Genomic DNA, 13,299 nt, shown 5'->3' on the forward strand with positions numbered 1-13,299 from the left:
GATTAAGCCTTGGCTTTCGGGGGTTGAGCATCAAAAGCCTGACCGGTTACCCCGCGACTATCTGGGCCGAGTAGGTAGAGATAGGCCGGCATAATCTGTTCGGGGCTGGGGTTGACGCTAGGATTTTCCCCTGGGTAGGCGTAGGCCCGCATTTGGGTGCGGGTAGCGCCAGGGTTAAGGCTATTGAAACGTACCTGGCTGATATTTTCATACTCATCGGCGAGAACTTGCATCAAGCCTTCAATGGCAAACTTGGAAACCGCATAAGCGCCCCAGTAAGCACGGCCTTTACGGCCAACGGAGGAAGAGGTGAATACCACGGAGGCATCCTTGGCTTTCTCCAGTAGTGGCAGCAGCGCCTTCACCAGCATAAAGTGGCTATTGACGTTAACCTGTATTACTTGGTTCCAGGTATCCACTTCGTATTGGGCGATGGGGGTGCGTTGGCCCAAGATGGCAGCGTTCAGCAAAATGCCATCAATATGACCAAACTCTTCTGCCAGTTTCTCGGCAATGAGCTCGTAATCATGGGCGGTGGCGCCCTCCAGATGAATGGGGATAATGGCCGGTTGAGGGTGGCCAGCTTGCTCAATTTCGTCATAGACGGCCTCTAGCTTGCTGGTAGTGCGGCCCATTAACACCACTGTCGCACCGTGAGCGGCAAAGGTTTTGGCTGCTTCTCGGCCAATGCCATCGCCTGCACCTGTGACGATAATAATCCGATCTTTGAGTACATCTGCTGGGGCTTGGTAGCTATACAGCGCTTCCATTATTTAGGTTCCTTCTGGCTGAGGAGGGTTGCCAACCACTCCGTCAGACTAATAGCAGTCTCGACTAGGAGGTCAGCCTGCCACTCGCTGGGCTGGCTTTCCTCGATATAACCGTAGGCGGCAGCAATGGTAAACATGCCAGCTGCGCGTCCTGCCTCGATATCCCGTTGATGGTCTCCAATATACATAGTGTCAACGGGAGCCACTCCCAAAGTATGGCAGGCTTTTAATAAGGGTTCGGGATGAGGTTTGCTATGACGTACATCATCTGGGCAAACTAAAACAGCACAATTGTGCATGAGAGGTTGCTTGTTCAGTAGTGCTTCGCTGTAGAGACGTGGCTTGTTGGTGACGATGCCCCAGGGAATGTTGTGTTGACCAAGGAGAGCAAGGCATTCGGCAATCCCAGGAAAGGGGCGAGTGTGGACGCTGATATGAGCGAGGTATTGATCCAATAATTCCTGGCGTAGGGGAGCAAAGTCGGGGTGGTCGGACGCGAGGCCAAAGCCATCACGGATCAGTGCGCTAGAACCATTGGAGACCTGGGCGCGAATCAGTTCATCCGGACGCCGACTCAGGCCGCGTTGCTCGCGCATGCTGTTCACCACGGCAACAAAGTCTGCAGCGGTGTCGAGCAAGGTGCCATCAAGGTCAAACAAAACCGCTGCAGGGAGCTTCATAGGTTGGGTTTCTCGCAGTACACCAGGTAGTTCACATCGACATCCTGCTCATTTAAACGATAAGTTTTGCTGAGCGGGTTGTAGGTCATTCCGGTCATATGGCGTTGCTGCAAACCGGCTTGGCGAATCCAGTTGGCCAGCTCCGCAGGGCGAATGAACTTATTAAAGTCATGGGTGCCCTTGGGCAGCATCTTGAGTAAGTATTCGGCTCCAACAATCGCGAATAGCCAGGCTTTAGGGTTGCGGTTAATGGTGGAGAAAAAGACTTGACCGCCGGGTTTGACCAGGGTGGTACAGGCTTGAATGACTGAACCTGGATCTGGAACATGCTCCAGCATTTCCAGACAGGTGACCACATCATACTGGCCGGGCTGTTCGGCAGCTAATTGCTCAGCGGTAATGCGGCGGTAGTTGACCTGAACACCGCTTTCAAGGCTGTGCAGCTGGGCCACGCTGAGCGGTGCTTCGCCCATATCAATGCCTGTTACATCCGCGCCGCGACGGGCCATAGCCTCACTGAGAATGCCGCCGCCGCAACCCACATCCAGTACTTTTTTGCCAGCCAGGCTGACACGCTCATCAATATAGTTAACCCGCAGTGGGTTGATGTCGTGGAGAGGCTTGAACTCACTTTCGGTGTCCCACCAACGTGCGGCCAAGGCTTCAAACTTGGCGATCTCGTTCAGGTCCACATTGGCTTTGGAGTCAGCTTGCTTCATAGGGATTCCGGCCAGGGTTGGGAAAGTCACCATGATACTTTCTGGAGCCGGGCTTTCAAAGTTATCTCGGCATAAAGCATTCGTGAATCAAGGGTTTGTGGTATACTCGCTCGGATTTTTCGGGAGCGTTGCGCTCGCGCTGTCAAACCCGTCCGGTACCGCCGGAAGACATAATTAAGGAACGCGGATGACCATGGGTGAACTGGCTAAAGAAATTGTTCACGTCAATATTGAAGATGAGCTGAAACAGTCCTACCTCGACTATGCCATGAGTGTCATTGTCGGGCGGGCGTTGCCGGATGTGCGGGATGGCCTAAAGCCAGTACACCGTCGTGTGCTCTTTGCCATGCATGAATTGGGCAACGATTGGAACAAGGCTTACAAAAAGTCAGCTCGTGTAGTCGGTGACGTGATCGGTAAGTATCACCCCCATGGTGATAGTGCGGTTTACGATACCATTGTGCGGATGGCGCAGCCTTTCTCCATGCGTTATGTGCTGGTGGATGGTCAGGGTAACTTTGGTTCGATCGACGGCGACTCTGCGGCGGCGATGCGTTATACCGAAATCCGTATGTCACGGATGGCCCATGAACTCTTGGCTGACCTTGAGAAAGACACTGTCGATTATGTGCCGAACTACGATGGCACTGAGCAAATTCCGGAAGTGTTACCCACCAGGGTACCTAACCTGCTGGTCAACGGCTCCTCGGGTATTGCAGTGGGGATGGCCACCAATATTCCGCCGCATAACCTCGGTGAAGTGGTGGATGGCTGCCTGGCGTTGATTGATAACGACCGTATCAGCATCGATGAGTTGATGGAGTTTATTCCGGGTCCTGACTTCCCGACTGCAGCGATTATTAACGGTCGCGCTGGCATTATTGAAGCCTACCGCAGTGGTCGTGGCCGCATTTATATGCGGGCCAAGTATCACACTGAGGATATGGATCGCGGCGGTAAGCAGGCGCTGGTGATTACCGAGATTCCTTACCAGGTGAATAAGGCTCGTTTGATCGAAAAGATTGCCGAGCTGGTCAAAGAAAAGAAGGTAGAGGGTATCACTGAGCTGCGTGATGAGTCTGACAAAGACGGTATGCGCATCGTGATTGAACTACGCCGTGGCGAAATGCCCGAAGTAGTGATGAATAACCTCTATGCCAATACCCAGTTAGAAAGTGTCTTTGGTATCAACATGGTGGCACTGGTCGATGGCCAGCCGCGCACCCTGAACCTGAAAGAGCTGCTGGAAGCCTTTATCCGTCACCGTCGTGAAGTGGTGACCCGCCGTACCCTGTTTGAACTGCGTAAAGCTCGTGAGCGTGGCCATATCCTGGAAGGTTTGGCGGTGGCGCTGGCGAATATTGATCCGGTCATTGAACTGATCAAGTCCTCTGCTACGGCGGCGGATGCGAAAGAGCGGTTGCTGGCGCAGGGTTGGGCGCCGGGTAATGTGGTGAATATGCTGGAGCGTGCAGGTGAAGATGCCTGTCGTCCGGATGAGTTGCCCGAGGAATACGGCCTACGTGATGGTCAGTACTTCCTGTCACCGGCCCAGGCCCAGGCTATTTTGGAATTGCGCCTGCATCGTCTGACCGGTCTTGAGCATGAAAAACTGCTGCAGGAATACCAGGATCTGCTGGAAAAGATTGCGGAACTGCTGAAGATTCTTGGCTCCGATGAGCGCTTGATGGAAGTTATCCGTGAAGAGCTGGTAGCGATTCGTGAGCAGTATGCCGATGTTCGTCGTAGTGAGATTGTCACCAGCCGTCAGGACCTGACCATGGCGGATCTGATCAATGAAGAGGATCTGGTGGTGACCATCTCCCATACCGGCTATGCCAAGACCCAACCGGTTGCAGACTATCAGGCTCAGCGTCGCGGTGGGCGAGGTAAAGCCGCCACCACGGTGAAAGAAGAAGACTTTATTGAACATCTGCTGGTAGTGAACAGCCATACCACCGTGATGCTGTTCTCCGACCGAGGCAAGGTGTACTGGCTCAAAGTGTTTGAGATTCCCCAGGCCAGCCGTGGTGCACGGGGACGACCGCTGGTGAATCTGCTCAACCTGGATGAAGGTGAGCGTATTACCACCATTCTGCCAGTGGAAGAGTATCTGCAAGATCACTACGTCTTTATGGCGACCAGTCAGGGTACGGTGAAAAAGACTCCGCTGGAGCAGTTCTCTCGTCCCCGCTCGGTGGGCCTGATTGCCCTGGATCTGGAAGAGGGGGATACCCTGATCGGTGCCGCCATTACCAATGGTGAGCAGGATGCCATGCTCTTTACCTCCAATGGTAAAGCGATTCGCTTCCCTGAAGCGGATGTGCGTGCCATGGGACGTACCGCGCGGGGCGTGCGAGGAGTGCGTTTGGCCGAGGGCGCTAAGGTGATCAGCCTGGTGATTCCCGAGGCCGGTGCCAGCATTCTGACGGCTTCCGCCAAGGGCTATGGTAAGCGCACTGAGGTGGAAGAGTTCCCCGCACATGGTCGTGGTGGCCAGGGTGTGATTGCGATGCAAATGAGCGAGCGCAATGGTGAACTGGTTGGTGCGATTCAAGTACGTAGCGGTGAGGAAGTGATGCTGATCAGCGATCGCGGCACCCTGGTGCGTACCCGTGTGGATGAAATCTCCTGTCTCAGCCGCAACACCCAGGGGGTAACCTTGATTCGGGTAGCGGAAGGTGAGCACTTAGTGGGCTTGGCCCCTATTGATGAACCTGAAGTGGACGAGGCTGAAGAGGGCGAGCAACAGCAAGCCGAGCAGCACGAGGATACAACAGAGTAAAACTAAAATGCGGCCTAAGGGCCGCATTTTAGTTTGTGGCAGGGAAAAATTGGCTCTGTGCTGACTAAAGAGTGCAGAGCAGGGCCGGATACCGCGGTGCATGGCTGGTCAAGCCAGAAGCGAACAGGTATAACTTTGCATTCTTTTTACGAGGGTTGGGGAAAGACGTCATCATGACTCGCGCATATAACTTTTGCGCCGGTCCGGCTGCCTTGCCGGACGAAGTGCTGGAACAGGCTCAGGCTGAACTACTCAATTGGCATGGACGCGGCGTGTCCATTATGGAAATGAGCCACCGCAGTGCTGACTATATGGAAGTCGCGGCTCAGGCTGAACAAGATCTGCGAGATTTGCTGGCCATTCCAGCTAACTACAAAGTGCTCTTTATGCAGGGCGGTGCTAAGCAACAGTTTAGTACCGTGCCCCTGAACCTGCTGGGGCAGGCTCGGGTAGCTGACTACATCGATACTGGAATTTGGTCGAAGGACGCACTGCAAGAAGGCAAGCGCTACGCCGATGTGAAGGTGGCAGCCAGTGCTGAACCTTTTAATTACCATCGCGTGCCCCGTCAGGATGAGCTACGACTCAGTCAGGATGCGGCCTATGTGCATTACTGTGCCAATGAAACCATCGGTGGCCTGGAGTTCGATTATGTGCCGGAGACAGAGGCGCCGCTGGTGTGCGATATGTCTTCCAACATTTTGTCTCGGCCGATCGACGTTAGCCGCTTTGGTGTGATCTATGCGGGCGCGCAAAAGAACGTTGGCCCTGCTGGTATCTGCATTGTGATTGTGCGTGAGGACTTGCTTGAGCGAGCACTGCCGATCACTCCTGCCACCATGACGTACCAGACCGTGGCGAAAAACGACTCTATGTTTAATACCCCGCCCACCTTCTCCTGGTACCTGTCTGGCTTGGTATTCCAGTGGTTAAAGCGTCAGGGTGGTCTAACTGCCATTGCCGCACAAAATGAGCGTAAAGCCGCCAAGTTGTATCAGGCGATTGATACGAGTCGGTTGTATGCCAATCCCGTGGCCAGTGCCAACCGTTCCATTATGAACGTGCCCTTTACTCTTGCTGACACGGCGCTTGAGAAGACTTTCCTGCAGGAAGCAGAAGCCAATGGTTTGCTTAATCTCAAGGGACATCGCTCGGTGGGGGGCATGAGAGCCAGTATTTATAATGCTGTGCCTGAGCAGGCGGTCGATGCGCTGGTCGCTTTTATGGCCGATTTTGAGTCCCGTTATTACCCCGGTTAAGGGGCACAGGATACTTAAAGTCGTCAGCATAAAGGGCAATCAGCATGGCCACAGAACAACAGCAGTTACAGCAACTTCGTGAAGAAATCGATGCCATCGATCAGCAGATCCAAGCGCTGATCAGCCGTCGTGCCGCCTGCGCTCAGCAGGTGGCCGAGGTAAAGCAGGCACATCAGCAATTAGGTAATGAGCCAGTTTTCTATCGCCCCGAGCGTGAAGCTCAGGTGTTACGCAAGGTGATGGAGCGCAATGGTGGGCCCCTCGATAATGAGGAAATGGCCCGCTTATTCCGTGAAATCATGTCTGCTTGCTTAGCCTTGGAACGTCCTCTGCGAATCGCTTTTTTAGGCCCCCAGGGTACCTTTACCCAGCAGGCAGCCCTCAAGCATTTTGGCCATTCCGCCGTCTGCTTACCCATGCACTCGGTCAATGATGTCTTCCGTGAGGTAGAGGCCAAGGCAGCCAACTATGGAGTGGTGCCAATTGAGAACTCTACCGAAGGGGTGGTGCATCATACCCTGGATAACTTCCGTGACTCACCACTCAAAATCAGTGGTGAAGTTGAGTTGCGTATCCATCAGCATCTGTTAGGGGTGGATGGCTGCGATCCGAATAATGTTCGTCGCATATACTCCCATCAGCAATCTTTGGCCCAATGCCGCCAGTGGCTGGATGCACGCTATCCCAAGGTAGAGCGGATCGCAGTGAGCTCCAATGCAGAGGCTGCCCGCCTGGTGGCAGCAGAAGGGGCTGGAGTCGCGGCGATTGCGGGTGATATGGCCGCGCAGCTATATGGCCTGCAACGGCTGTTTAGCAACATTGAAGACCGGCCAGATAACTCCACTCGCTTCCTGATTCTGGGGCATCAGTGTGTGCCGGCCTGTGGCAAGGACAAGACCTCCATTCTGGTGAACGCCCGTAATCAACCTGGGGCGCTCTATCATATTCTGGAGCCCTTCCATCGTGCCGGGATCAGTCTGACCCGGATCGAAACCCGTCCCGCCAATTCGGGGGCCTGGGGCTATGTATTCTTTATTGATTTTGAAGGGCATCAACAGAATGCCCTGATTAAGAGCGTACTCGATGAAGTCGCCAGCAAAGTAGTTGAGTTGAAGGTGTTAGGGTCTTATCCGCAAGCGGTACTGTGACAAGACTCAACAAGGAGAATAATGATGACATGTGATTTTCTGGCACGGGCCAATTCAGGGGTTCAGGCGCTGCATCCTTATGTGCCAGGCAAGCCGGTGGACGAACTCGAACGTGAGCTTGGTATCCGCAATATTGTCAAACTGGCCAGTAATGAAAATCCCTTGGGGCCGAGCCCCAAGGTGATTGAGGCGATTCAGGCTGCTCTGCCTGAGCTGACCCGCTATCCCGATGGTAATGGCTATATTCTGAAAAAAGCGCTGGCGGATACCTTTGCCCTGCCACTTAATAGCCTCACCCTGGGTAATGGCTCCAATGATGTGTTGGAACTGTTAGCCCGCGCCTTTGCCGGCCCCGGGGACGAAGTGGTCTATTCCCAGCATGCTTTTGCGGTTTACCCGATCAGCACTCAGGCTGTCGGGGCTAAAGGTGTGCAGGTGCCGGCCAAAAACTGGGGGCATGATCTGCCTGCCATGTTGGCGGCCATTACCCCTGCCACCAAGCTGGTGTTTGTGGCGAACCCGAATAACCCTACCGGTACTTGGCTAACCCGGACGGAGCTAGAGTCCTTCCTGGCTGAGGTGCCAGAGCAGGTGCTGGTGGTGTTGGATGAAGCCTATACCGAGTATGTGCAGCATCCGGATTTCCCCAATGGGCTGGAATTAGTGCAGCGTTATCCGAACCTGGTGGTGACCCGTACTTTCTCCAAGGCTTATGGCTTGGCCTCACTGCGGGTTGGCTATGCGGTGTCTCACCCACAGGTGGCGGATATTCTGAACCGGGTGCGTCAGCCCTTTAACGTCGACTCCTTGGCCTTGGCCGCGGCGGTTGCCGCCTTGGCAGATAAGGACTACCTGGCTAAAGGGGTTGCCCTGAATACGGCGGGGATGCAGCAGTTTGAGCAGGGCTTTGCCAAATTGGGGCTCGATTACATTCCTTCGGTTGGCAACTTTGTTTGCGTCAATGTGGGGAAAGAGGCTGCGCCGGTATACCAGGCACTGCTACGGGAAGGTGTGATTGTGCGTCCGGTGGCGAACTACGGGATGCCGACATACTTGCGTATCAGCATTGGTTTGCCGGAAGAAAACCAGCGTTGTCTGGACGCCTTGGCAAAGGTGCTGGCGGATGCCTGAAAGTGAGTTTAAGCATGAGCGGGTCCTGATTGTTGGTCTGGGCCTGATCGGCGGCTCCTTGGCTCTGGCGCTGCGGCGCCAGGGTTTTGCCCGGGAGTTGGTCGGTGTCGATGGCAAGGTAGAAGAGATCGAAATTGCTCTGCAGCGTGGTGCCATTCACCGTGGTAGCCAGGATTTATTAGCTGAAGTGGCCAAGGCAGATGTAGTGGTATTGGCGGTACCGGTAAAGGCCATGGAGTCGTTGCTGGAGCAGATCAGGCCAGTCTTGCGCCCCCATACGGTATTGACCGATGTGGGTTCAACCAAGGGCAATATTGTGGCGGCCGCCCAGCGTATTTTTGCTCCGCAGATGCCAGCGGGCTTTGTGCCGGGGCACCCCATTGCCGGCGCAGAGCGCAGTGGCATGGCGGCAGCGGATGGCCAGTTATTCGCCCGTCATAAAGTGATTATTACGCCACTAGAACACAGTGCCAGTGAGGCGGTGGCGGTGGTGACGGCGATGTGGCAAGCCGCCGGAGCAGAAGTCCTGAGCATGAGTGTGCCGCATCACGATGAAGTGTTAGCGGCAACCAGTCATTTACCCCATCTGTTAGCCTTTTCATTGGTTGATACCCTGGCCCATGACCATGAGAATCGCGACATTTTCCGCTATGCCGCGGGTGGTTTTCGCGACTTTACCCGGATTGCCGCCAGTGATCCGACCATGTGGCATGATGTTTTCTTAGCTAATCGTGATGCCGTGTTAGAGGTGCTGGACCGCTTTACTGCAGGACTCTCGACCTTACGTGAGGCGGTGGAGCAAGGTGACAGCCTAACCATGTTGGGGGTGTTTACTCGCGCTAAAGAAGCACGTGAACACTTCTCCCGTATTCTGGAAGGGACCGCCTACGCGAAGCCGCGCAAAACCAGCCAAGGTAATCATTACCTGTTGCAGCCCGGTGGTCATGCCCAGGCACGCTTACGGGTGCCGGGTGATAAGTCGATTTCGCATCGCGCCATTATGCTGGGCTCTTTGGCGGAGGGGATGACAGAGATTGAAGGCTTCCTGGAAGGGGAAGACAGCCTGGCTACGCTACAGGCATTTCGCGACCTGGGGGTGGTGATTGAAGGCCCTGAACAAGGGCGGGTGAAGATTCATGGCGTAGGGTTGGCGGGATTGCAGGCTCCGGCAGGAGCACTCTATTTGGGGAATTCCGGCACCTCGATGCGCTTGCTTGCCGGTATCCTGGCTGCCCAGGCGTTTGACTCAGAGCTGACAGGCGATGCCTCTTTAAGTAAGCGGCCCATGGAACGGGTAGCGACTCCGTTGCTCGCGATGGGGGCACAGATTCACACCAGTGCCGCTGGTTGCCCACCGCTGCGTATTCAGGGTGGGCAAGCCCTGACTGGCATTGACTACGCACTGCCGGTCGCCAGTGCACAGGTTAAATCGGCTCTTTTGCTAGCCGGGCTCTATGCTCAGGGCTCCACCCTGGTGCGTGAGACGCATACCACCCGCGACCACACTGAGCGTATGTTGCAGAGCTTTGGTTATCAGATTGAACAGGGCCCAGGGTGGGTGAGCCTACAGGGAGGAGGACGGCTGCAGGGGGCCAAAATAGCGGTGCCGGGTGATATCTCGTCGGCCGCGTTTTTGATGGTGGCGGCGGCGATTACCCCTGGCTCTGAAGTGTGGCTGGAGCATGTGGGAGTCAACCCAACCCGTTTTGGTGTGGTGCATATTTTGCGCCAGATGGGGGCGGATATAGAGCTTCAGCATGAGCGTTTGGTCGGAGCAGAGCCCGTTGCTGATATTTGTGTGCGCTATGCGCCTTTACAGGGGATCGACATTGATCCTCAGTGGGTATCGCTAGCCATTGATGAGTTTCCAGCACTCTTTATTGCTGCCTGCTGTGCGCAGGGTGTGACCCGCATCCAAGGAGCACAGGAGCTGAGGTTTAAGGAGTCTGACCGCATCCAGGCAATGGTTGAGGGGTTGCGCCAACTGGGTATTGAGGTCGAAGCCTTGGCCGATGGTGCCCTGATTCAAGGCCGTGGCCATACTGAAGGTTGCGTGTTTAGTGGTGGCAAAGTACATAGCCGCGGTGATCACCGTATTGCGATGAGCTTTAGTCTGGCGGCCTTGCGAGCCAGTGCACCCATCAGTATTGAGGACTGTGCACCGGTAGCGACCTCCTTCCCACATTTTCCTGAACTTATTGCCAAGCTTGGCATTCAACTCAGTGTAAAGGATTCCTTATGACAGCGGCTTCCGTACCTGTAGTCACCGTTGATGGCCCCAGTGGCTCAGGCAAAGGCACTATCTGCAAACGTCTGGCAGCCAAATTAGGCTGGCACTTGCTCGATAGTGGAGCGCTCTATCGTTTAGTGGCCTTGGCGGCTAGCCGTCATCATCTGGAGCATAGTGATGAGGATGCGCTCAGTGTCTTAGCCGCGCATTTGGATGTGCAGTTTAATGCCGACAACGCAGGCGAGGGTGTGCAGGTTATCCTTGAGGGTGAAGATGTTACCCGCGCGATTCGCATGGAAGAGGTGGGGCGTCTGGCTTCCCAGGTCGCTGCTTTTCCACGGGTGAGGGATGCGCTGACCTCACGCCAACGTTTATTTGCTAATGCCCCAGGCTTGATTGCAGATGGGCGGGATATGGGAACGGTCATTTTTCCTTATGCACCTTTAAAAATTTACCTGACGGCCAGTGCTGAAGAGCGGGCCAAACGGCGCCTGCTTCAGTTGCAAAACCAGGGGGTGGGTGCTAGCTTTGATAAGATTTTGCAGGATATTCAGGCGCGAGATGCCCAGGATATGCAACGTCCCGTTGCTCCTCTTAAGCCCGCAGATGACGCCATTATTATTGATTCCAGCCAGCTCAGCATTGAACAGGTGTTGGATGAAATTGACGTTCATCTGCAGCGCTTGGCACTAGCCTAATTCCTTAACGTATTGCATCAGGTTCCTTGCACCAGCCATGCAGGTGCTTGATGAAAAGTAGAATCCACCCGCATGGGCTGGTATGCGGAATGGTGCTAAGGCACTAGAGTCACAGGAATCAACATGAGCGAGAGTTTTGCTGAACTGTTTGAAGAAAGCCTGAAGGATTTAGACCTGCAGGTAGGTTCCATCATCGAAGGTACGGTTATTGCCGTCGATAAAGAATGGGTTACCGTTAATGCTGGGTTGAAGTCTGAAGGTATTATTCCGTTGAGCCAGTTCCTCGACGATCAGGGTGAATTCAGCCTGAAAGTTGGCGATGTGGTTAAGGTTGCTGTTGAGGCGCTGGAAGACGGGTTCGGTGAAACCCGCTTGTCCCGCGAGAAGGCCAAGCGTGCAGAAGCCTGGGTCGAGCTGGAAAAAGCCTTTGCTAAAGATGGCATGATCAAGGGTGTGATCTCAGGTCGTGTGAAAGGCGGCTTTACTGTTGAAATCAACACGATTCGTGCGTTCCTGCCTGGCTCTTTGGTCGATGTGCGCCCACTGCGTGATACCACTCACCTGGAAGGTAAAGAGCTGGATTTCAAACTGATTAAGCTGGATGCCAAGCGTAACAACGTGGTGGTCAGTCGCCGTGCTGTGCTGGAGGCGGAAAACAGTGCTGAGCGTGATGCGCTGTTGGCTAACCTGCAAGAAGGCCAGAATGTTAAGGGTATCGTTAAGAATCTGACAGATTACGGTGCCTTCGTTGACTTAGGGGGTGTGGACGGTCTGCTGCACATCACCGATATGGCCTGGAAACGTATTCGTCACCCCAGCGAAATGCTGAATGTCGGTGATGAAATCGAAGTGGTAGTGCTGAAGTTCGATCGTGAACGTCAGCGTGTCTCCTTAGGGATGAAGCAGCTGGGTGAAGACCCCTGGGCTAACATCAAAGCTCGTTTCCCTGAACACAGCATTGTCAAAGCGCGGGTCACTAACCTGACTGACTACGGTTGCTTTGCTGAAATCGAAGAAGGAATCGAAGGTTTGGTGCACGTTTCAGAAATGGACTGGACCAACAAAAATATCCATCCCTCCAAAGTCGTCCAGGTTGGCGATGAAGTGGATGTGATGATTCTGGATATCGATGATGAGCGTCGTCGTATCTCCCTGGGTATGAAGCAATGCGTGCAGAATCCCTGGGAAGCCTTTTCCAGTAACTTCAACAAAGGCGATCGCATCGCCGGTAAGATCAAGTCGATTACTGATTTTGGTATCTTCGTTGGTCTGGAAGGTGGTATCGATGGTTTGGTACACCTGTCTGATATTTCTTGGAATGAAAGCGGCGAAGAAGCCGTTAAGCAGTTCAAGAAAGGCGAAGATCTGGAAACCGTTATTCTGGCGATCGACCCTGAGCGTGAGCGTATCTCTCTGGGGCTGAAGCAGCTGGACAGCGATCCTTTCCAGAACTTCCTGTCAGTCAATGACAAGGGTGCAGTGGTAACGGGCACCATTACCTCCGTTGATGCCAAAGCTGCCGTGGTAGATTTAGGTGAGGGCGTTGAAGGTATCCTGAAAGCCTCTGAAATCAGCCGTGATAGCATCGAAGATGCACGTAATGTGCTGAAAGAAGGCGAGCAGGTTGAGGCCCGCATCCAGAATGTTGATCGTAAGAATCGGGTAATTCACCTGTCGATCAAAGCGAAAGAAGTTGCCGATGAAAAGAATGTGATGGCTCAGATGCGTCAACAAAGCAGTGATGCCGCTGGCCCCACCACCATTGGTGACCTGATCAAAGAGCAAATGAAAAACCAGCAGTAATACTGTTGTAAGCCTTTGATTAAAAAGAGTGAGTAATTGATTTTACTCACTCTTTTTTTTATCTTTGCTGTATGCA

10 protein-coding genes are annotated in these 13,299 nt (G+C 54.1%); 7 read left to right on the forward strand and 3 right to left on the reverse strand.

Going from position 1 to position 13,299, the window contains the following annotated elements; genetic code table 11:
- Positions 1–2: 2 nt before the first annotated feature.
- From Q334_RS0110310 to ubiG, 3 genes are read right to left on the reverse strand one after another with little or no spacing between them, the layout of a single operon-like run.
- Complete coding sequence (locus Q334_RS0110310) at positions 3–770, reverse strand: YciK family oxidoreductase (protein ID WP_245593678.1); 768 nt, start codon at positions 768–770, stop codon at positions 3–5.
- Positions 770–1,450: an HAD family hydrolase gene (locus Q334_RS0110315; protein WP_027313138.1), complete on the reverse strand. Its 681-nt coding sequence runs from the start codon at positions 1,448–1,450 to the stop codon at positions 770–772. The genes Q334_RS0110310 and Q334_RS0110315 overlap by 1 nt, the downstream gene beginning before the upstream one ends.
- Positions 1,447–2,169 carry a bifunctional 2-polyprenyl-6-hydroxyphenol methylase/3-demethylubiquinol 3-O-methyltransferase UbiG gene (ubiG, locus tag Q334_RS0110320; RefSeq protein ID WP_027313139.1) on the reverse strand — a complete coding sequence of 241 codons (723 nt, stop codon included), beginning with the start codon at positions 2,167–2,169 and terminating at the stop codon, positions 1,447–1,449. Before ubiG ends, Q334_RS0110315 begins: the two co-directional genes overlap by 4 nt.
- Before the next feature lie 193 nt (positions 2,170–2,362).
- Between ubiG and gyrA the strand changes: the two genes are divergently transcribed.
- The 7 genes from gyrA (at position 2,363) to rpsA (ending at position 13,223) form a co-directional block, all read left to right on the forward strand.
- Positions 2,363–4,954 carry a DNA gyrase subunit A gene (gene gyrA / locus Q334_RS18775; RefSeq protein WP_035461461.1) on the forward strand — a complete coding sequence of 864 codons (2,592 nt, stop codon included), beginning with the start codon at positions 2,363–2,365 and terminating at the stop codon, positions 4,952–4,954.
- Positions 4,955–5,127: 173 nt separating this feature from the next.
- Positions 5,128–6,213 carry a 3-phosphoserine/phosphohydroxythreonine transaminase gene (gene serC / locus Q334_RS0110330; RefSeq protein WP_027313140.1) on the forward strand — a complete coding sequence of 362 codons (1,086 nt, stop codon included), beginning with the start codon at positions 5,128–5,130 and terminating at the stop codon, positions 6,211–6,213.
- A 44-nt stretch (positions 6,214–6,257) separates the two neighbouring features.
- On the forward strand, positions 6,258–7,361 hold the full coding sequence (pheA, locus tag Q334_RS0110335; RefSeq protein WP_027313141.1) for a prephenate dehydratase: 1,104 nt from the start codon (positions 6,258–6,260) through the stop codon (positions 7,359–7,361).
- 24 nt (positions 7,362–7,385) lie between these two features.
- A complete protein-coding gene (hisC, locus tag Q334_RS0110340; protein ID WP_027313142.1) occupies positions 7,386–8,492 on the forward strand; it encodes a histidinol-phosphate transaminase in 1,107 nt (368 codons plus the stop codon).
- On the forward strand, positions 8,485–10,734 hold the full coding sequence (locus tag Q334_RS0110345) for a bifunctional prephenate dehydrogenase/3-phosphoshikimate 1-carboxyvinyltransferase (RefSeq protein WP_027313143.1): 2,250 nt from the start codon (positions 8,485–8,487) through the stop codon (positions 10,732–10,734). Before hisC ends, Q334_RS0110345 begins: the two co-directional genes overlap by 8 nt.
- Positions 10,731–11,420: a (d)CMP kinase gene (cmk, locus tag Q334_RS0110350; RefSeq protein ID WP_027313144.1), complete on the forward strand. Its 690-nt coding sequence runs from the start codon at positions 10,731–10,733 to the stop codon at positions 11,418–11,420. The genes Q334_RS0110345 and cmk overlap by 4 nt, the downstream gene beginning before the upstream one ends.
- Before the next feature lie 123 nt (positions 11,421–11,543).
- Positions 11,544–13,223 (forward strand): 30S ribosomal protein S1, encoded by a 1,680-nt coding sequence (rpsA, locus tag Q334_RS0110355; RefSeq protein ID WP_027313145.1) that lies wholly within the window; start codon positions 11,544–11,546, stop codon positions 13,221–13,223.
- The last annotated feature ends 76 nt before the right edge of the window (positions 13,224–13,299 follow it).

The sequence above is a fragment of the Balneatrix alpica DSM 16621 genome, assembly GCF_000619885.1.
GTDB classification, from domain to species: domain Bacteria; phylum Pseudomonadota; class Gammaproteobacteria; order Pseudomonadales; family Balneatricaceae; genus Balneatrix; species Balneatrix alpica.

Bases quoted from the DNA above. Each gene is read 5' to 3' on its own strand.
- Q334_RS0110310 (WP_245593678.1), bottom strand. From the start codon at position 770: ATGGAAGCGCTGTATAGCTACCAAGCCCCAGCAGATGTACTCAAAGAT.
- Q334_RS0110315 (WP_027313138.1), bottom strand. From the start codon at position 1,450: ATGAAGCTCCCTGCAGCGGTTTTGTTTGACCTTGATGGCACCTTGCTC.
- ubiG (WP_027313139.1), bottom strand. From the start codon at position 2,169: ATGAAGCAAGCTGACTCCAAAGCCAATGTGGACCTGAACGAGATCGCC.
- gyrA (WP_035461461.1), top strand. From the start codon at position 2,363: ATGGGTGAACTGGCTAAAGAAATTGTTCACGTCAATATTGAAGATGAG.
- serC (WP_027313140.1), top strand. From the start codon at position 5,128: ATGACTCGCGCATATAACTTTTGCGCCGGTCCGGCTGCCTTGCCGGAC.
- pheA (WP_027313141.1), top strand. From the start codon at position 6,258: ATGGCCACAGAACAACAGCAGTTACAGCAACTTCGTGAAGAAATCGAT.
- hisC (WP_027313142.1), top strand. From the start codon at position 7,386: ATGACATGTGATTTTCTGGCACGGGCCAATTCAGGGGTTCAGGCGCTG.
- Q334_RS0110345 (WP_027313143.1), top strand. From the start codon at position 8,485: ATGCCTGAAAGTGAGTTTAAGCATGAGCGGGTCCTGATTGTTGGTCTG.
- cmk (WP_027313144.1), top strand. From the start codon at position 10,731: ATGACAGCGGCTTCCGTACCTGTAGTCACCGTTGATGGCCCCAGTGGC.
- rpsA (WP_027313145.1), top strand. From the start codon at position 11,544: ATGAGCGAGAGTTTTGCTGAACTGTTTGAAGAAAGCCTGAAGGATTTA.